This window comes from Agarivorans sp. OAG1, from assembly GCF_037076485.1.
GTDB classification, from domain to species: Bacteria; Pseudomonadota; Gammaproteobacteria; order Enterobacterales; family Celerinatantimonadaceae; genus Agarivorans; species Agarivorans albus.
Genome location: NZ_AP028990.1, coordinates 2,041,437 through 2,059,547 on the forward strand (window position 1 = coordinate 2,041,437; position 18,111 = coordinate 2,059,547).

At 44.2% G+C, this 18,111-nt stretch carries 16 protein-coding genes; 8 read left to right on the forward strand and 8 right to left on the reverse strand.

Annotation, left to right across the window (positions count from 1 at the left end):
- The first annotated feature begins 4 nt into the window (after window positions 1-4).
- Both OAG1_RS09355 and OAG1_RS09360 read left to right on the forward strand, forming a co-directional pair.
- Window positions 5-880 (forward strand): glycosyltransferase, encoded by an 876-nt coding sequence (locus tag OAG1_RS09355; protein ID WP_338626020.1) that lies wholly within the window; start codon window positions 5-7, stop codon window positions 878-880.
- Window positions 877-1,803 carry an NAD-dependent epimerase/dehydratase family protein gene (locus OAG1_RS09360; protein WP_338626022.1) on the forward strand — a complete coding sequence of 309 codons (927 nt, stop codon included), beginning with the start codon at window positions 877-879 and terminating at the stop codon, window positions 1,801-1,803. Before OAG1_RS09355 ends, OAG1_RS09360 begins: the two co-directional genes overlap by 4 nt.
- A 25-nt stretch (window positions 1,804-1,828) precedes the next feature.
- On the opposite strand, the gene OAG1_RS09365 is transcribed toward OAG1_RS09360, so the two are convergent.
- From OAG1_RS09365 to OAG1_RS09380, 4 genes are all read right to left on the reverse strand, one after another.
- Entirely contained in the window at window positions 1,829-2,920 is a 1,092-nt protein-coding gene (locus OAG1_RS09365; protein WP_338626025.1) for a hypothetical protein, read from the reverse strand.
- Window positions 2,921-3,065: 145 nt separating this feature from the next.
- Complete coding sequence (locus OAG1_RS09370; RefSeq protein ID WP_338626027.1) at window positions 3,066-3,401, reverse strand: hypothetical protein; 336 nt, start codon at window positions 3,399-3,401, stop codon at window positions 3,066-3,068.
- 17 nt (window positions 3,402-3,418) lie between these two features.
- Window positions 3,419-4,777 carry a hypothetical protein gene (locus OAG1_RS09375; protein ID WP_338626029.1) on the reverse strand — a complete coding sequence of 453 codons (1,359 nt, stop codon included), beginning with the start codon at window positions 4,775-4,777 and terminating at the stop codon, window positions 3,419-3,421.
- A 203-nt stretch (window positions 4,778-4,980) separates the two neighbouring features.
- The gene (locus OAG1_RS09380) at window positions 4,981-5,907 is read right to left on the reverse strand and encodes a hypothetical protein (RefSeq protein WP_338626031.1); all 927 of its coding nucleotides are present in this window, start codon (window positions 5,905-5,907) and stop codon (window positions 4,981-4,983) included.
- A gap of 423 nt (window positions 5,908-6,330) precedes the next feature.
- On the opposite strand from OAG1_RS09380, the gene OAG1_RS09385 reads away from it, so the two are divergent.
- Entirely contained in the window at window positions 6,331-7,491 is a 1,161-nt protein-coding gene (locus tag OAG1_RS09385; protein WP_338626033.1) for an arginase family protein, read from the forward strand.
- Between the two features lie 53 nt (window positions 7,492-7,544).
- Complete coding sequence (locus OAG1_RS09390; protein ID WP_338626035.1) at window positions 7,545-8,792, forward strand: MFS transporter; 1,248 nt, start codon at window positions 7,545-7,547, stop codon at window positions 8,790-8,792.
- A gap of 103 nt (window positions 8,793-8,895) precedes the next feature.
- Here the strand turns inward: OAG1_RS09390 and OAG1_RS09395 are convergent, their stop codons facing one another.
- Together OAG1_RS09395 and OAG1_RS09400 are read right to left on the reverse strand one after the other, a co-directional pair.
- Window positions 8,896-9,588 (reverse strand): 16S rRNA pseudouridine(516) synthase, encoded by a 693-nt coding sequence (locus OAG1_RS09395; RefSeq protein ID WP_338626037.1) that lies wholly within the window; start codon window positions 9,586-9,588, stop codon window positions 8,896-8,898.
- 61 nt (window positions 9,589-9,649) lie between these two features.
- On the reverse strand, window positions 9,650-11,269 hold the full coding sequence (locus OAG1_RS09400; RefSeq protein ID WP_338626039.1) for a transmembrane adenylate cyclase: 1,620 nt from the start codon (window positions 11,267-11,269) through the stop codon (window positions 9,650-9,652).
- A 301-nt stretch (window positions 11,270-11,570) separates the two neighbouring features.
- Here OAG1_RS09400 and OAG1_RS09405 point away from each other — a divergent pair, with 301 nt between their 5' ends.
- Window positions 11,571-12,728 (forward strand): Ldh family oxidoreductase, encoded by a 1,158-nt coding sequence (locus tag OAG1_RS09405; RefSeq protein ID WP_338626041.1) that lies wholly within the window; start codon window positions 11,571-11,573, stop codon window positions 12,726-12,728.
- Between the two features lie 393 nt (window positions 12,729-13,121).
- Window positions 13,122-13,919: an SDR family NAD(P)-dependent oxidoreductase gene (locus OAG1_RS09410; protein WP_338626044.1), complete on the forward strand. Its 798-nt coding sequence runs from the start codon at window positions 13,122-13,124 to the stop codon at window positions 13,917-13,919.
- Window positions 13,920-13,966: 47 nt separating this feature from the next.
- On the opposite strand, the gene mepA is transcribed toward OAG1_RS09410, so the two are convergent.
- The gene (mepA, locus tag OAG1_RS09415) at window positions 13,967-14,908 is read right to left on the reverse strand and encodes a penicillin-insensitive murein endopeptidase (RefSeq protein WP_338626046.1); all 942 of its coding nucleotides are present in this window, start codon (window positions 14,906-14,908) and stop codon (window positions 13,967-13,969) included.
- A 42-nt stretch (window positions 14,909-14,950) separates the two neighbouring features.
- Between mepA and OAG1_RS09420 the strand changes: the two genes are divergently transcribed.
- Together OAG1_RS09420 and OAG1_RS09425 are read left to right on the forward strand one after the other, a co-directional pair.
- A complete protein-coding gene (locus tag OAG1_RS09420; RefSeq protein WP_338626048.1) occupies window positions 14,951-15,472 on the forward strand; it encodes a GNAT family N-acetyltransferase in 522 nt (173 codons plus the stop codon).
- A 156-nt stretch (window positions 15,473-15,628) separates the two neighbouring features.
- Window positions 15,629-16,651: a hypothetical protein gene (locus tag OAG1_RS09425; protein WP_152780927.1), complete on the forward strand. Its 1,023-nt coding sequence runs from the start codon at window positions 15,629-15,631 to the stop codon at window positions 16,649-16,651.
- An 83-nt stretch (window positions 16,652-16,734) separates the two neighbouring features.
- Here OAG1_RS09425 and OAG1_RS09430 read toward each other — a convergent pair whose 3' ends face one another.
- The gene (locus tag OAG1_RS09430; RefSeq protein WP_338626051.1) at window positions 16,735-17,664 is read right to left on the reverse strand and encodes a polysaccharide lyase family 7 protein; all 930 of its coding nucleotides are present in this window, start codon (window positions 17,662-17,664) and stop codon (window positions 16,735-16,737) included.
- Window positions 17,665-18,111: the final 447 nt, after the last annotated feature.

The window sequence follows — 18,111 nt, forward strand, 5'->3', positions numbered from 1 at the left end:
AAATATGACCCTACTTAGTGCTTTCGGCTATCGTCCGAACAAAAAGAAACCAATAAAAGTGGCAAGCCACATTAGTCCCCAGAGGGTGAGTGTGGTTATACCTGTAAAGAATAATCAAGCGGGGATTACTCGTTTTTTGTCACTGCTGCCAAAAGTAATGCCCCTTGAACAGCGCCCTTTAGAGGTGATTGTTGTAGACAATAATTCCGACCAGCCGCTCAGTCTCCCACAAGAATATCCACTCCCCTTAAAGTTGGCGCAATGTATGCCTATCGGCCCTGCGGCTGCTCGAAATGTGGGCGTTGATTTGGCAAAAGGGGAGTGGGTGCTTTTTACCGATTCTGATTGCATCCCCACAGCCAACATGGTGTCGGGTTACTCTACTGATCAGAATCGTTTTGTTGCTTACGCAGGAGGAATCGACATCATATCCAATGATCTACTCTCACGTTACTATCGGGGGCAGGAAACCTTAATTCCTCGCGAAGCTAAATACAGTGAGAGGTTAGCGCCCGATTACTTAGTTACGGCTAATTGTTTGGTGCAGAAAACGGCGATTGAGCATATCGGAGGCTTCGACAGTCGGTTTAAACAAGCTGGAGGAGAAGATATTGACTTGGCTTTTAGACTTCTAGAAATCGGCGACTTAGCCTACCAGTTCAATAGCGTTACTGTGCATGAATTTGATGATGGTTTTAATGGTTTTGTTAAACGCTTTCAGCGCTATGGGCGAGGGGTACGACAGTTAGCTGATAAATATCAGCTTGATTTTAAACCGCGCCCCTTTTTGCCCACTAAGCTTACTTTACCTAATTTAGGATTAGCTTTTATTGAGTATGTAGCCTATGCCACCGGTTATGCCAAGGGTGGTCTTAAGTGAAGCGGGTATTGGTAACGGGGGGGGCCGGATTTATTGGGGCCAATCTTATTAGGTCTCTAGGTTCTGACTTTGAGGTGACAGTTATTGATAACCTACAGAGCGGAGCGAAGCAAAATTTAGATGGTTTAGATATAAAGCTGATTGAGGCTGATGTATGCTCGTTTGATTTTTCCACTTTAGCTCAGCAGGATGAAATTTATCATCTCGCATGCGTCGCTTCTCCTCCGCAATACCAGGCTCAGCCCTTAGCAACCTTAGCCTCCTGCTTTTTAGGCACTCAAAGAGTTTTAGACTTTGCGTTGCAACATAACAGTAAAGTGGTATTTACTTCTACCTCTGAAGTTTACGGCGATCCGTTAGAGTCCCCGCAAGCAGAATCATACTACGGCAATGTCAACCCACTAAGCAAAAGGGCATGTTACGATGAGGGAAAACGAGTAGCTGAAACGCTTTGTTTTGAGTACTACTCACTGGGTTTAGAGGTGAAAATAGCTCGAGTTTTTAATACTTTTGGCCCTTATATGTCAGCCAATGATGGAAGGGTTGTTGCTAACTTTATTAATCAGGCCCTACAAGGACAACCCTTAACGATTTATGGTGATGGAAAGCAAACTCGTTCTTTAATCTATGTGGATGATACGATAACGGCTCTACGGCGTTTAATGGCCTTGAACACGCCGTCACTTTGCCTAGTTAACGTAGGTAATGCTCAAGAAAAAACAGTTTTGCAACTAGCTTTAGATATTAAAAGTACTATCAACTCGCAATTGCCCCTTACCTATCTCGCACTGCCAGAAGCTGATCCTAAAAGGCGTAGACCTTGCCTCAAAAAGTCCAACGCCTTACTAGGAAAATACCAAACAACCTCATGGCAACAAGGCTTACAAAATACAATTGCGTATTTCTCCAAGCTCTTTGGGTAACGCCAAGCACTTATCAGATTTATAGTTATTCTGAGCGCAAGCTTTGTTCCCGAGCTTGTTTTGGGTTATGTAAGTAGCGGTCCATTGCCATTAACTCTTTCCAGCGTTGCGTTAAGTTTGGGTTTGCCTGCATTTGTGAGTTATGCCAAGGGCCAAATGGATGATCTTTCCACAACTCTGGATTCCACATAGGCTGAGATGGCCAGTTTGTGTTGATATAAGAGACTGCTTTAATAATGTCTTGATTGCGTTCAAAGAAGTCATGGCTCCACTCAAAGAAGCGCCATACCCTATCAGGGTATGGGCCGGATGTATCATAGTCGTGAGCAGCCCATTCGGCCACAAACACCGGAAGCTGCTTGCTTCTCGCTAAGCGATGTGCAACGGGGTTGGCGCTAGATTCTTCACTCAAGGGTCTAAATAGTGCATAACCTATCCAGTCGACATAGTCATCGCCCGGCCAGAACTGTTTCCATTTTTGGGCTGGAATATGCATGGTGCTGGACTGCATCACAGTAGCAAAGTTGCTAATGTTTCGGCTACGTAGGTGATCGATAATGCGACGAAAAGCCTGCTGAAAGGCTTGGGGATCATAATTATTCCAAGGGGCATCAAATTCATAACCTATCCGTATAAAAAATTGCCGTTCAGAATGGGTCACTAGAAAGGTGCTGAATTCATTTAGTAGATGATCTAATTCTCCGGCGGCGATTTTTTTCTCAGCATCTGACTGCATCGAGATGGCAACGTGCACCATCATATCTTTAAGCTCAGGACTCTCTAGATAGCATTTTAAGCACATAGGACCCGCACCCCAATCATCTTTATTATTTAGACCGTCAATACGTCCAGTAGCAAAGGTGTAGGAATGCTTGTCTAGTTCAAAATTTAGGGTTCCGCCCTCACCAAAATAAACATAGTGGGTTAAGCCTGCGGGTTTACCGAAATGATCTATGTAGCCATTGCGGTAATCAGCATGCCCGCCAACGGTATCATTGTCTTGTCCTACAAAGACTAAAACAGAGTTTTTTTGGGGTTCATACTTAGCGGCATGCCCATTACTTATTGCAAAGAGTAATGTAATAAATGAGATCCGTACTAATCCTTTTGTGAACATTTATTTCCTTGTAGATATTAATTCGTTTAATTCTTTAATTACATCACGTTATAGTTAAAATTGACAACAGAAGGTATAAGGAATTATGAATGTATTAGGGCGTAATCACCAAATAACCTAAATTATCTCACTTTAGGCTAAAGGTTTAATCAGCGCCATCACAACCAAGCGCTATATCTAAGTCTTTAATTGGCAGTGGTTTAAAAAAGCTCCCTAGGGCTTCGGCCAGCTCTTGAGCTTCTGGACCCGCTAAAAATTCTACACTTAGCTTGCCATGCTCAAATTCGGCTTGTTCTACCCATAAGTCGGGAAATTGTTCGAGTATTTCTTCAAAGGTATCACCTGCACCAGCGAGGACCTCATCAAACAAGTCTTGTAGTTTGGCACCAGTGCTATTGTCTTGCAGCAATAGCGCCACTTGCTGCCAAAGTTTGCTTGCAGAGTCGGGGCTGATTAACTGTAATTGTACGGTTTCGCTCATTAAATAATCCTTACTATTTAATCTATTATGATTACGTCGTCGTCTCTGTCTTCCAAGTCCGCATCGTAATATTGCCAGCTTTCTAATTCGCAGATGGGGAGTTGGCTAAAAATTTGATAAATCAATTGCACTGCCTTATCAGCTTGGCTTTGGTCGCCGGCCTTGTAAGAGTCTATTGAGTACCTAATCTCAAAGTGCAGCCCTTCATGATAAGGAGCGGCTAGGTTGATTAAAGAAACATTAACGCTAAAAGGCCACAATTGAGGCCACAGCCTGGCTTGCTCAGGTGCATGCTGCTCTAACCACGCTAGCATTAAGTCTGGCTGGTTGTCTTTTTTATCACTATGGGTAAGTGACCACCAACGAGGAGCCTCTTCTTCACTGTCTATAGGTTCATGTACAAAGTGCTGCTGCCATTGTTTAAATAATTCAGGGCTTATTTTAAAGTGAATTTTTTGGGCTTGGTAGCTACGTAGCCTATCAACAAAAAAACTGTCTCGGTGCTCAATGTCTAGGCAAACCTGCTTAAAAGCAGGGATGTGCTTGGCCAGTGGCAGTAAACAAGCTAATACTTGCTCCCGTGCTTGGTTATAGTCCTGCAAGCGCGGGCTAAGCGTTACCGCATCACTAAACAGCCCTGCGTCGATTAGGCTCCATAAATAACGTTTAAACTGGTGTTCTGCTTGCCTACGGTGAGGGATGTTACGGCTATGCGCTTCTAAGGGCAGCAGTTTAAAGGCCGACACTAAATAATCGAGGCGTTTTAACCATAAGGGCGGGCAAGGGTTGAACTCTGCACTGTGCATCCATGAAACAATACTGCCTAATATATCACGGCACATGTTTAAGGGCTTTATGCTTAACTGCCAGCCGGGGTGCTTAGGGTCGAGAACATTTTCTACGCAGCGTTGGGGGGCAAATTCATCGCCTAATAGCCAATCCACCACCGCTAAACGCTGTTCTATACTTTGGCTTTGGTGGGGTTTTGGCGCAAAGGGAGAATATGAGCGCATTAAGCTACGAGCAAAGCGCAGAACATCATCACTGCGAATTTCTAAAGGTCGTTTAACTAAATCTTTTATGCCCAAGGTAGGCAGTACCGTTAATAAATAACTGATGCTTTGCGGGCTAATGATTGGGTAAAGAGCGAGCAGCATGTCTAAAGATACTTCGCCAAAATGCTTAGGGGCAAACTCACCAGTAAAGTAATAGTGTTTAATCGCTTTGGCGGCGCTACGTTTAAAATCTGCGAAGTAGCTCTCTAAGTGAATATCCCATAGGCGCTGGCGCTCAGCCTGCCATTGCGGGTTAATAATGGTTTGCGCCAGCTCGCTGGCGAGCGGCTCTGGCAATGGGGTAAAACTAGGTGCGGGCATGTGCTGTTCCTTCAGCTTTATTCCGCGCCAATCATCTATCTAATTATTGTTTTTGTCAAAATGTTAAGTTGATAATTGCGAATAATAACAAAACCTTATTGCTGTTTAATTATGGCTGTTTAGTTTTGGCTGGCGGTTTGGGTTTGTTATCGCAGCGAAGCGAATGCCCAGCTGCTATCTCTGCGAGTAATGCTTAGGCGTTTTTATGGCTCATAGACTTTTTCTTCATGTTCTAAGTCGCGAAAAAGGTTTTGTCGCCAATCAAATTCTAAGCTGCGGTCGTTGGGGGTAGGGTTGTAGTAGTAGGTGAATTTAACATAACCTACATTTTTGCGTTTGGTGGTGCCGGTGTAAGCTGAGCCGAGGAATTCACCTGCTATCTTTCCATAATTGGCACTTATTATTTCCCCTTCGCTGTTTAGCTTAGTATTGATCCGAAATGTGTAACCTAAAGTAGAACTGTCGTAGGTGGTCATCGTTTTAGTGTTCGAAGAACGTGTCTTTTTAAGTATAAGTTTATTAGTGTAGCCAATCAGTGGGGCTTGGTAAGGAAATGGATATTCAGAATTAGTTGGGGCTTTATTTAGTTTAAACAAGCCATCATCAGCATTTGCAAAAGAGACTTGCAGCTCGTTGTTGTTGTTGTGTATATCAGTATACTCACCATCTAAATAAAAGAAAATATGAGCAGTGTTTCCCTTTCCATAAGGTGCAACCCAATCACTTTGCTCAAAGTCAAAGCCGATTGCTTCTCGTTTCTTGGGGACAGGAAGAGTTAGCTTTTTGGCATACATGGCGGTGGGGTTTTTCTTTTTACGCAGTTCTATCGTGAGTTTTTGATGGCCTTTACTGGTTCTTTTTATTTTTGACTGGTAATAGCCTTTTTTGTTTACTCGTACAATTGCACCAAATTGACTAAAACGTAATGCTGTTACCTCTCCTTTTTCATCAGTTGTCCCTTTAAATTTATTACTACCTTTACTGAGCATAAAACTCATGCTTACTTCTGCCCCTTTAACTGGCTGGCCATCTTGGTCGATAACTTTAAGCTTTATTTGGGTTAAGTCTCCAATGCACGCGCTGAGGTTAACCAACAGCAGGATTAATGTTAGGCGTTTAGTCAATCTCATTAGCAGCTTCCTTGCTGGTAAGTTCTTTAAGTCGCTTTTAGCAATTATTGGATGAAAGAGTGAGTAGGCGCTTTACTTAACGTTGGCTGTTTCTTCTGTGTGATTGTGCCCATCATCTGTTTAATAATCTAATTTGTCAAAATGAATCTTTGTTAAATGTGAATAATAACAATGCCTTAAGCTGTCAACGGTTCATTTTAAGGGCTAGATCTTGTTAGCGATTAAATCCCCGATTTAAAGAGCGATGCTTGGTGGTCGTGTTTTACCATTTCTATTGTTTGAGCGCCGCGTGTTACCTCTTGTCACCGAGTTACTCCAGTAACTTACTTCTTTGGGTTTGCTTAAAAATCCACAATGGCTCCGTCAAAACAAACAGCACCAAGCTAAAGGCTTAGCCGCTGATTTAAACCGGAGACTAAAACAATGACTACATCTACTTTTAAAAAACATCCGCCAATTCCTGCAGAGCGTTTAGCAAAGTACCAAGACTTGTGGCTTAACTCGCAAAGCATTGATGGCATTGATCAAGAAGTAATGGAGCACTTGGTGCGCATTAGTGAAATGGGCGGTGTAGGTCTTGAGGTGGTAGGTAACCTAAACAAAGAATACTTGGGTGCATTTATGGCCCCGTTCTCTAGAGACACCAAAAATGCCGATATTGCAGTGGTTGGGCAACCTTTAGAAAAAGCCGCTCCAATGAATAGCTCACATAAATATGGGCCAAAAGCCTTACGTGAATTGTCAAAAAATGCCATGGGAACTATTGAGCCAAGCCCAACCGGCGGCTGGGATATTCCTTTCGATAATGCTCGTATTATCGATTATGGCAATATTGATACCTACGGCCAGTTCGATATGAAAGACGAAGTGCAAAAAATTGTTGATGAGTACGAGAAAATTGTACTAGAAGACGATTGCGTTACCTTTACATGGGGTGGCGACCATACCACTAGCTATGCACCTATCGCGGCCTTGGGCAAAAAGTTTGGTCCATTAAGTTTGATTCACTTTGATGCGCATTATGACTTAGTTACCTTCGCAGATTTTGAGTACCCCTATCACTCGGGCAACCAGTTTACTCGCAACTTTGCCGAGGGGAACTTAGATCCAGAGCGCATGATTACCATGGGTATTCGTGGCCGAATGACAGCCTTGGTGGGGGGACATGCTAAAAACTTTGGCGTAGAAACTTACAGCTCTGACGATGTGTTTGATTTAGGCACTACCGAGATAGCCGAACGTATTTTGAAGCGAGTAGGTGATGGCCCTTGTTACTTTAGCTTTGATTTAGATGCACTAGATGCAACCGACAATGCGTCTAACTCAGCCATTGAACCCTTCGGGCTTAAGTCGCGCCAGGTGTGGGACATCATTCGTTACTTGCGTAAACATGGCGACATTAACTTAGTCGGTGCCGATGTGGTGGAATACACGCCGCAACACGATATGTCAAAACGTGATGGTTACATTGCTGCAGGCATTAGCTGGAAACTGCTTTGTTGGTTAGCAGATTGCACCGCTAAACGTAATGGTGAAAAACGTAAAACACAATGGCCACAAGCTTTTGGCAAAGCCAGCCTGTAATAAATGGGGCGACAGCAATGTCGCCTTTTGCTTTTGTGTTTTAGGAGTACGTTATGAATAAGCCACGTTGGGGTTTAGAGGCTTGGTATACCGCGCACTTATGCTACGGCATTATCCAGTTGGTATTTATCCCTATTCTAATTCCTACTTTTATTCTTGATAAAACCGGCAGCCCAACTCAAGTGGGTATTGCTATGGGTATTTTGGGCTTGTCGGGTTTGTTGGCACCCGTGCTAGGCGGGCTTGCCGATAGATATCGCGCGCACCGAGCTGCACAGTTAATTGGTTTAGCAGCGACTGCTATTGCTGCGCTAGTTTTCGCACTGTCAGGTGCCAATTTCATGCTGCATTTGTTGGCGGCTGTGTTTTTAGGTTTGGGTTCCGCTTCCCTTCTTATGATTAACCCGGCGTTTATCGTCTCCGGGGGTTATGAAGCAGAAGAGGAAGCCTCCAAGCTTACTTTGCTTAATCAGGTTGCTATTGGGGGTTCGTTGCTTGGTGGCATTGGTTTGGCTGCATTAACCGAAGCAGGCGTGTCGTTTGAGCTACGCTTTGCAGTCATGTTCTTCATCCCTTTGTTGGCGCTGTTTGTGACTGCCTCTACCAACAAGCAAGCCGCTGCGCGGATTAAAGTAGAACAAGTAAGTGAGGGAAGCGAAGCCGGGGGAATCATGCAGGTGGTGTTTTCTCGCTTTGGTTTGATTTTTCTGGCTATCTTTTTTGTATCGATTGGCCAAGGTGTTATCACTGGGCAGTTTCCTAACTATATGGCTGAGGTATTTAAGGTTGATGCCGCGCTTTCATCTATGGCCTTGTCGGTATCGGCGGTAGTTAGCTTGGTGCTGTTATCTTTAGTGGGTAAAGCCATGGCTAAAGTAGGTGGCGAAAAAGTATGGTTGCTGGCGGTAGTGGCTAAAGTCGTGGTGATGCTAGGTCTCGCTGGGCTTGCCTTATATGCTGGCCAACTTGTGGCATACCTACCTTTAGGTTTGTATCTGGTTTATCTACAAGGAGTGACAGCGGTAGATATGGTGCAGCCAGCCATTGCAGCCAAAGCTTCTCGAGCCGGTGCGGGGATGACTCAAGGCCTATTAATGTTTGCCATTGCCGGTGCTTATGCTGGCGGCAATGTACTCAGTGGCATTAGTGCCGATAGCTTTGGTTGGAGCTCGCTCGCAAGCATAGTGGCAGCGGTTAGTGCTATTGCCTTAGTGGTTGGTTTAACTTGCTTAGTAAGCAAACCCAAAGTGGCCATTCAACGGACTACTTTTAATGACTCGGAGTCAACCAGCAAGCTTTAAGGTTTAGCGCTTCACCTTAAATACGTAAAGGCACTTATTAGCTTAAGTGCCTTTTTTATTGGCAAAATTACTATGCTAATTTGAATAGCTGAAACTAGTTTGGTTAAGTTGAAGAAAAACAATCTATTTCTGATTGGTTTAGTGCACGCCATTCTCCCGGTGCAATGTCCAATACAATCTCGGCAATTTGTTGTCGGTGCAGGGCTTTAATACGGTTGCCGGTGGCTGCAAACATTCGCTTTACTTGATGAAATTTGCCTTCATAAATACTTAATTCAACTTCAGTGGCGCTTAAAGTATTAACCATAGCAGGTAGGGTGGCTTTAGCTTCTCCTTGAAGAACTAAGCCTCGCTCGAGCTGCTCAATGGCATTGTGAGTAATGGGCTTAGCTAACGTAACTTTATAAATCTTAGGGCAGCGTTGCTCTGGCCGAGTGATATCGAATGACCACCTACCATCGTCAGTAGCTAATACCAAACCGGTAGTATCGGCATCTAAACGTCCGGCAATATGCAGCTGCTCATTTGGGTTTAACCCAACTGCATTAAATACTGACGGATAGGCTTCGTCTTTATTGGAGCAAATACACCCAGCAGGTTTGTGGATCATAAAATACTGAGAGGGGCGAGCAAATAAGCGCTCACCCAATAGTTCTATGTGGTTGTTCTCGTGTACTTGCATTGCTGCATCTGTTGCAGTTTGCTGATTAACTTGTACCTGATGTTGGCTAATTGCCAATTTTGCCTGAGCAAGTTCAAGCGTAGTGCTTTTGCAAATAAACTTGTCTAGTCGCATTGATGCTTACAGTGTTGGGAGAAATTGAGCGGAGTATAACGAAATCCCCGCTCGAGTATTCTTAAAGTTTATCTAATGCTGAAATAACTTGTTGCTTTAAATTTGGACAAACTAAATAAGCACTTAAGTAATGCTCGCGTCGTTGCTTAAAATCAGGGCACAGTTCAAGTACTTTTAGGTAGGCGGCTTTAGCCTGGGCAAATTCACCTTTTTCTAGGTGTAATACACAGCGCAGTAGAGGTTGCCAATAGAGGGTACTTAATGAGAATTGATCTAAGGCTTTAAAGGCCTGATCAAAGTCTTGCTCTGCATAAAAGTAAAGAATATCTGCCAAAGCAAACCAAGGTGGGCGAAAGGGATTTAAGGCCTTAGAATTAGCTAACAACTCTCTACCTTGTTTAAACTCACCAGCTAAACACAGTGCCCAACCGGCTAAGCCCACTTGGTAGGCGGCATTAGGGTTAAGGGCAATAACTTTATTTACTGCTTCAATAAGGCCTGCTTGATCGCCGCGGCTTAAGTAGCCCATGGCCAAGGCCATTTGGCATTCTTGATTATTTGTATCTAGCTCTACCGCTTTACGGGCACATTCAAAGCCTAGCTCACTGGCATTAGCAATATCTGCCATGGTTAGCTTATCGGCATCAAAATAAAGAATGGCTAACATTGCCCAAGCAAGTGCATATTCTGGCTCTTGTTGGGTTGCTTTTTGCAGGGCTTGCAAAGCCGGTTGGTATTGCTCTTTGCCTAAGGTCATTAAATAGTGGCGGTAGCGTAGGGTGGCTTCGTAGGTGGATAATTGCTCAACTTTTTTATGGTTGCAGCTTTGGTAAATTTCGCGGTGAATAATGCCAAAACTTGACGCCAATTCTGCCACTATCTCGGCAATGATCTGATCTTGTGCTTCGAATAAGTCATCGGTTGACATATCACAGGTGTATTTCTCGGCCCACACTTGTTGACCTGTATCGGCGCGATATAGGCGAGCATGAATCCGCATTTGATTGTTTAAAGCACGCATGGTGCCGCTAGTGATAAAGGAAACCTTGAGCTGCTTGCCTATTTGGTTGATGTCGGCGGCAGTGTTTATATCAAAACTGGTATCACCCATGGCATACATCGACACCACATTAAGCGTATCAAAGCGTGATAATTCGGTGGCAAGCTCTTCGCCAAAACCATCGGCAAAAAATTGCTGTTGGTTGTCGTCGGCTAAAGATAAAAATGGCAATACGGTAATGCTTGGGCTTAGGCTTTCAATCTCTGCGGATTCTGTAACAGGAGCAATGGCTTGAGGATTAAGATCTTGTTCACTGCGTAACTTAAAACTAGGAACATAACGCCCTTTGGGTACCGAGATATAAAGCGCGTCGTTGGCACCTTCGGTAAAATAATAGGTGTCGAGGGAGCGACGCACTCGGCCTGCTTGAATGCGAACAATGGGATCGGATTGGTGGTCAAAGTCTGCGTCACGGTCAAAAATCTCAATCGCAATAGTGAACTGCTTTAAGCGGTCGCCGTTGCCTTGCAAGGTTTGGTCGACCAAGTAGCTCAGCAGTTCTTTCATTTTTGGGCTTTGTTCGAAAACACTGCTCTCGATTATGCGCTCCAGTTGTTCGCGGATCAGTATTTGGTGCTGCTGATTATCTAGGTCTAAGTTTTTACCGTTGGCCACTTTCATCACCTATTTCTATTTACGCTGGGTTTATTCTGCCATTAATGCTGCCTCAAAAGTAGCGCCTAATTTGGCAAAGTCTTTCACTAACAGTAGTTTAGTCGTTTCTGCTTAACATATTGCGGCTTGTTACCTATTGTTACTCATTTACTCTCATTGCTACTCGTCCATAAGTTTCTGTTTTTATTTGGGTATTTATCTTTTTTGCCGATGATCCGGTGTGTAACTTCGAGATTTTTGGGCTTTAAGTAAACTGGCTCTCGTCAACTAGATACACATTGTTAATTGCCAATAAGAGAGACAGATTATGAGCACACAAGTTCAAACCAAAAAAGTAGATGCAGGCTTCATTGAGTTTTCTTTGAAGCGAGTTTGGCAAGCCACCGGCGCCAGCGAAGAACATGCAAACGCAGTATCTCGCGCACTAATGACCGGCATTCGCCAAGGCAAACTAAACCAAGGTTTAGGTGTTTATGAGGCCATCGACCTTACCTTTCAAGCTGGTGAGTTAGACATTAAGGCTGAGCCAGAAGTGGTTGGTGAGGGGGATGCTTGGGCGGTGGTTGATGGTAAGCGCTCTAGCGGTTATTGGACAGTGACTAAAATGGCCGAGCTTGCTATTGCTAAGGCTAAAAAACACGGTATCGCTATCGTATTTGGCGGTAACCATAACGATGCAGGTAGCTACGGCTCTTATGCGTGGATGGCGCACGAGCAAAATATGTTTGCTCAAACCTCAAATAACTCGGTACCGATGGCTTCGCCATATGGTGGCATGGCTAACGTATTATCAGTACCCCCTTTCGATGCTATTGCGCCATCTGGTAACGAAGCTCCGGTCTGGACCAGTGTAAAACTATGTGAATGGTATGACGCAGACACTGCACAGTCGGTACTACAGAGCACTAAGGTTAAGAAAGACTCAGTGATTGATCCGCAAACGGGTGAATTAGGCAATGACCTTGCTCCATTTGCTCGCCCTGTAGAAGGCTATGGTCGAGTGTTTGATCAATCTTGTTACCAGAATCTTACAGACCCGCGTTTGTATTCATTAAACCTTTGGAACGAAGCTCTTAGCGCCATTATTAATCCGTTGGGGGTTATAGCGCCAGAGATGCCAACGCTAACCGATTACCTAAGCGGTGATGCCGATAAACCATCGGTAGGTGGCTCTTACTACATTGCTATCGACCCTAGCCATTTCGGGCCAATAGGCGAGGTATTAGCTAAAGCAGACCGCTTTACTCAAGCAGTACAACAGGCTAAGCCGTTGCCAGGCAAGGGCGCGCCGCGTATGCCTGGGCAAAAAGGTTATTACAGCTTAAAGGCTCAAACAGAAGAAGTGGAAGTGTTGGCTAGTCACTGGGCTCCATTCTTCGAGAAAACCGCGGCTAAATATGGGCTAAATGAAGCGAAATTACGTGAAGAGTATGCGCAGTTAACTCAGCAAGAAGTGACCGCATAAGCAAATCACAAGATCTCGTACGAGTACTTAAGCACAGTCGAGGGATAGATTGAGGAGCGCAGGGAGCGCTTCGTTTTAAGTCCTTAGGGGCTGTTGATCTTTGGTGTTGAATTTTTGTTCGAGATAAGCGGGCTTTAATCGCGGCGAGCACTTGGAAGCTTAGTGGGCTAAGCAAGAAGTGCTCAACAAAGAGTAAAGTTCGCTTACCCGAACCCTTAGGGCAGCATTTCTTAGCCATTTACTCAGCGTTAGCGAGTGATTATTAAGCCCACTTAACTGCTCACTCACTGCCTTGCCTAAATGGCTAATAAATTGCTGCAAAAACCATCAGCAAAGATCAACAGACCCTAATATTGATTATCTCAAAACCAACATTGATATCAGAGGATTACTATGACACTTAAGGGTAAAGTCGCCATTATTACTGGCGCGACAAAGATGAAAGGTTTAGGCCGTGCTATTGCACTTAAACTAGCTAAACAAGGCGCTAAAATTGCCTTAACTGGACGAACAAGTTCAGCAGAAGGTTTACAGCAGGTAGTGGACGACCTTAAGGCGCAAGGCGCCGAGGCTATGGGGGTAATAGTAGACGTAGCCAACCAAGCCGAAGTTAATACTGCAGTACAGCGGGTCATTGACCATTACGGCAGCGTAGACATATTAGTAAATAATGCCGGCATAGGTGCTGGCTCGCCAGTATTTCTAGAAAATAGTAACCGCGATTGGGATGCCAACTACGCGGTAAACGTAAAAGGCACTATGGCTATGTGCGCAGCGGTATTACCACAAATGGAACGTCAAGGTTCGGGTGCCGTTGTAAACATTGCTTCTTTAGCGGGCTTAGGCGCCTTGCAGGGCATGCCTTATCCTTATACCGCCACCAAGTTTGCTTTAGTCGGAGTGACTAAAGAGTTGGCTTTAGAATATGCCACTAAAGGTGTGCGAGTTAACGTGGTGTGCCCGGGCGCTATTGCAACCGATATGTTGCAGCAAGCTTATCAAGGCATTGCTGAAGCGGAAGGCATTAGCATCGAAGAAGCAGCAAAGTTAGAAAATTCGACTATTGCCATGGGGCGCCCAGCCGAGCCCAGTGAAATTGCCGATACCGTTTGTTATCTTGCCAGCCCAGCAGCCAGCTATGTGACTGGTGTTGCGATGCCTGTAGGTGGCGGAATGCTGCCTGGTTTGTAAACGACATTTAAGTTAAGACAGCAAGCCAAATAGTAGGCTTGCTAGTTTTATTGCTTTGCTTGCAAGCTCTTAATTAAGGGCTCGCAAGGTAGTGGTTTTGTTTTTAACGGTTTAGGTTTCTGAGGTTTACTAAAAGTAGGTGTTTTGGCGAGCTGCTCTTTCCACCAGCTTAGTTCATCGCAACCGTGGCCCTTTGCTATTGGCTTTTGATTGTTACATTGTGTATCGCCCGTTGGGCAAACTAGACGCACGTGCATATGAGAGCTATGCCCCCACCAAGGACGTATTTTTTGTAGCCAGTCATCACCAGTTTCACGTTCATCACACAGTTGCTGTTTAATGATTGGGTTAATAAAAATACGCGCAACTCGCTCGTCTTGAGCAGCGACTTTTAGCATGGTTTTATGCTCGTCTTTCCAAGTATTTTTATTGATGACCAAATTTTTCTTGTCTACCACACTTACCGCATAAGGGCTGGCTAGTTGTTTGGTTACCAGTAAGTCGTCTTCTAGTCGTAACCAAATGTCCACGTCTAAGCCAATTTGGTGGCTACTATGCCCATAGTTGAATTGGCCTCCTCTTGGCATCGACATATCTGCTATCAAAATATTGTTAATGCCTTGGCTGCGCAGTTGTTTGGCGTAATCACTAATGAATGTGATAAGGCTTGGGTGGCCATAAAAGCGATGACGTTGGGCGCGAATAACTTGATAGCCTTCGCCAGCTAAGGGAAGCGCTTTTGCTCCGGCTAGGCAGCCGTTGGCGTAGCTACCAATTGCAGCAGCTGGGGCCTGATAGGTGCTGGTGGCCTGTTCCCACGGATTGTATTGGGCTTGTGCGGTGCAGCAAGATGCAAGTAACACCAGTGTGGCAGATAAACTCTTCATTCCTTCCGGCTCTCCCTTTAGCGTCCACCTGCTAGTGTAGTCGCCTTTGCCAGTGGTTTCAGTTACATTTAATCGCAGTATGCCGCTGAATGCGTTTTGCATAACAAACGCTTGGCACCATTTATAGGTAGGAAATTGAGGGCGGTGAAAGTGTGTTCTGAATCGAGCTTTTCTACTGAACGATTGAAGGTAAGCAAGGTTTGCAATAAGCATGCTATCAAGCAAGAAGCTGGCTTGCTATCGCATATTGTTGAACTGCTAAGGCCAGCAGTTGTAGAGGCATTGCCGCCATATTTTCAGAACATAAACAATGAACAGGACGCTTTGCGCTGGTTAAACACGGTGTGTTCAGAAAGCCAGCTGTTTGCCGTTTCGTTTAAAGACCAAGCGCTACCCATAGGTTTTTTGTTTGTACATGAACAAAGCAAAAGCACTGTTCATATTGGCTACTTATTGGGAGAGGCTTACTGGCGACAAGGCATTGCCAGTGAATTGTTAAGTGGTTTTATCGATTGGGCAAAACAACAGACTCCTTACCACTGTTTAGTCGCAGGTTTGGATGGCGACAATCAAGCTTCAAAGCGCTTATTGCTTAAATTAGGTTTTAGCTTGCAGGCAACTAGCGATGCCAATACACAAATATATCATTACAATTTTCCTTCTTGATTTAGCCTAAGATCTGGTGGTTTGCCCTTATACCTACCGAAATCAGCAAAAAGCTTCAAAGTTTAATATATGCAGTATTCTAGCGACAATGATAATGAGCTTTGGTGTAGGCTAAGATGCTGTATTTTATATCTTTAGCTGCTATTGGTCGCCTCCATGTTTAAATTCTCTATTGCTGTTCTATTCGCTCTTGCGGTGTTTGTCTCTCCAACACTGCATGCTAAAACTTTGCTTAAACCAGAGGCTGACAGCTACTTCTCGATTACTGGCGGTAGTGGTATTACGCACTTAGATGATGGCGCAAGTGACGAGCAAAAGAAGCAACAGTTTCGCTCCTTTGATATTCGTTTCGCTCAGCACTTTCATAAAAACTGGCGGGTAGACTTAATTCATGCCAACGAAGGGCATCCTTATAATCACCACCGAGATGGTTTTTCCGCACATGCCACTTATGTATACGTTCCAACGGACTGGTTTCGTTTAGAGCTTGGCGCTGGGCCGTATATGTCATTTGACACCACTATTGATGAAACGGGATTGGAGTTAAACGAAAAACGGCTAGGTGCGATGAGCACTCTAGCGTTTATCTATCCTTTAAAACGCTTTAGCGAAAGCGCTCACTTACGTTTGCAATTAAATAGCTACCTTATGGCTGCACGACCCAATGGCAACTCGCTGTTGATTGGAGTGGGCTGGGATATTGATAACTCCGATTATCAGCGTAAGGAAACGCGATACTCATGGTTTGATGATGCTTGGGTGTCGATTATCAATACTAAAATTAATCATGGTGGCCCAGAAACAAAGGTTGGATACAGCTTTGATTTGGCAAAACGCTTTCATAATAATTTAGCTTTATCGCTAGGATACATCGACGAAGGGGGCTACAACGGCGCCACCGACCGCAGCGGTATTTCAACGCAGCTATGGAAGGTGATTCCTTTAGGCAAGCGTTTCGAAGGACGAATGGGCGGTGGAGGTTATTTTGTGCTTGATAAAGTTGAGCATACTAGTGCCTACGACTTAAAAGGAATTATTAGCTTTGGGGCTAACTATTATCCTAGCTGGTCATTTTTTGAAGATGGCTACTTAGGTGTAAGCATTAGCCGAGTGATTGATCGTAAGGGTCACCAAGATGATGCTGATCTATTCCGCTTTAGCGTTGGTAAACGCTTTTAGTGATAAAAGGTGGGCTGTTTAGGTGGTACAAAAAACGCGATGAAGCTTGTTTCAACGCGTTTTTAGTTTTGGTTAGTTCGTTACTACTTAGCAGAGCCGTGGCTTACATCTAAGCTGTAGAAGGTTGCTTGAACATAGTCTTCTGGGTTGCCAGAACGGTTTTGGTTATAAACACCAGCTTTAAAATACATCCACTGATCTTTCAAGCCGTAGCCTGAGTTCTGCATATCAACCTTTTGTACAACGTCAGCTTTTCCTTCGCGGCTAATCGTTACCGTCATGTCAGAGCCATTAATATCAATCTCGTAGGAGAATTTTTCACCTAAAGCGATACCATCATTGTATGACTTTGGAATATCTTTATCTTTTTGCTTCCAGTAATTTGGCTTAGTTGGACCAATCATCGGAAAAATTATGTCGTCTCCACCATTTGGCTCATGACTAATCCATACCGAACCCGTTTCATGGTTAGGCAGTTTGCGGTAGTAGATTTTAACTGGCTCATCATCTGGGGCATGAATTTGGCCAATAATTACTCGACCTTGTTGCCAAATTTCACCGGTAGAGGTGACGTGATCGACAGATAAGGTGGCTTTTAAGTTACCGTCTACACCCGCCGCATTTTTTAATGACTCAGCCGATTCGTTATGACTAAATACCCAGTTGTTGCCATTAACGCCTTTTGTTTTATGGCTAGTATCACCACAGCGCATCATTTCACGAAGTTCTGAGCGAACATACTTGGTATTTTTAGAGGTTTTAATACCTTGAATCGGTGAGCGAAAAACCACGCCATCTTTGGCTTCGTTTACGTAAAAGTAATCTTCATGCATTGCGCCTTTAGCAATCTCTTTCTCGCTAAACTCTGTAGGGCGGTCACCATTGTCCAGAGACACTGGTAAGGTTACTTTCCAACAAGATAGATCTAATACTTCTGCTGGCGTAGTCGTGGCCGCAGATAGGCTGGTGCTTAGCGCGCCTAGCATCATAACAACAAGAGTTTTTATTTTCATTCGCTTACCTATAGCTTGCTTTTTGAGTTATTGTACTACAATACATTCATGATGCTTCTCAAAAAAAGAAGGTCAATTAGCGCGTTAATTATTTGAGACATCAAACTGGATTAGACCCGATTTTAAGCTCTTAAATGTGGGCGGCTACAAAGTAATAAGCTTGTAGACAGGCGACAAAAATAGCGCTGATCTTAAATTGGCTCTATGCCGTTTTTATAAGCTGAGCCTGTAAGTCCCCCTTGAAGTTCGCTGTTGTACACCGCAATGAGAGAGCCAAGTGTGAACGAACAGAGGTGAACTAAGAGCGCTATGCAAGTGAGGAATAACACTTGTGTGGAGCGGCTAGGTGGGTTACTAAATATATAGTAAGTAAGATATTTTCAGTATTGTCATGGGTTTAGACCATGAAATTTACTGATGATGCTCATGCGGCTAATCTGTTTGTTA

Bases quoted from the DNA above. Each gene is read 5' to 3' on its own strand.
- OAG1_RS09355 (WP_338626020.1), top strand. From the start codon at position 5: ATGACCCTACTTAGTGCTTTCGGCTATCGTCCGAACAAAAAGAAACCA.
- OAG1_RS09365 (WP_338626025.1), bottom strand. From the start codon at position 2,920: ATGTTCACAAAAGGATTAGTACGGATCTCATTTATTACATTACTCTTT.
- OAG1_RS09370 (WP_338626027.1), bottom strand. From the start codon at position 3,401: ATGAGCGAAACCGTACAATTACAGTTAATCAGCCCCGACTCTGCAAGC.
- OAG1_RS09375 (WP_338626029.1), bottom strand. From the start codon at position 4,777: ATGCCCGCACCTAGTTTTACCCCATTGCCAGAGCCGCTCGCCAGCGAG.
- OAG1_RS09380 (WP_338626031.1), bottom strand. From the start codon at position 5,907: ATGAGATTGACTAAACGCCTAACATTAATCCTGCTGTTGGTTAACCTC.
- OAG1_RS09385 (WP_338626033.1), top strand. From the start codon at position 6,331: ATGACTACATCTACTTTTAAAAAACATCCGCCAATTCCTGCAGAGCGT.
- OAG1_RS09390 (WP_338626035.1), top strand. From the start codon at position 7,545: ATGAATAAGCCACGTTGGGGTTTAGAGGCTTGGTATACCGCGCACTTA.
- OAG1_RS09395 (WP_338626037.1), bottom strand. From the start codon at position 9,588: ATGCGACTAGACAAGTTTATTTGCAAAAGCACTACGCTTGAACTTGCT.
- OAG1_RS09400 (WP_338626039.1), bottom strand. From the start codon at position 11,269: ATGAAAGTGGCCAACGGTAAAAACTTAGACCTAGATAATCAGCAGCAC.
- OAG1_RS09405 (WP_338626041.1), top strand. From the start codon at position 11,571: ATGAGCACACAAGTTCAAACCAAAAAAGTAGATGCAGGCTTCATTGAG.
- OAG1_RS09410 (WP_338626044.1), top strand. From the start codon at position 13,122: ATGACACTTAAGGGTAAAGTCGCCATTATTACTGGCGCGACAAAGATG.
- mepA (WP_338626046.1), bottom strand. From the start codon at position 14,908: ATGCAAAACGCATTCAGCGGCATACTGCGATTAAATGTAACTGAAACC.
- OAG1_RS09425 (WP_152780927.1), top strand. From the start codon at position 15,629: ATGTTTAAATTCTCTATTGCTGTTCTATTCGCTCTTGCGGTGTTTGTC.
- OAG1_RS09430 (WP_338626051.1), bottom strand. From the start codon at position 17,664: ATGAAAATAAAAACTCTTGTTGTTATGATGCTAGGCGCGCTAAGCACC.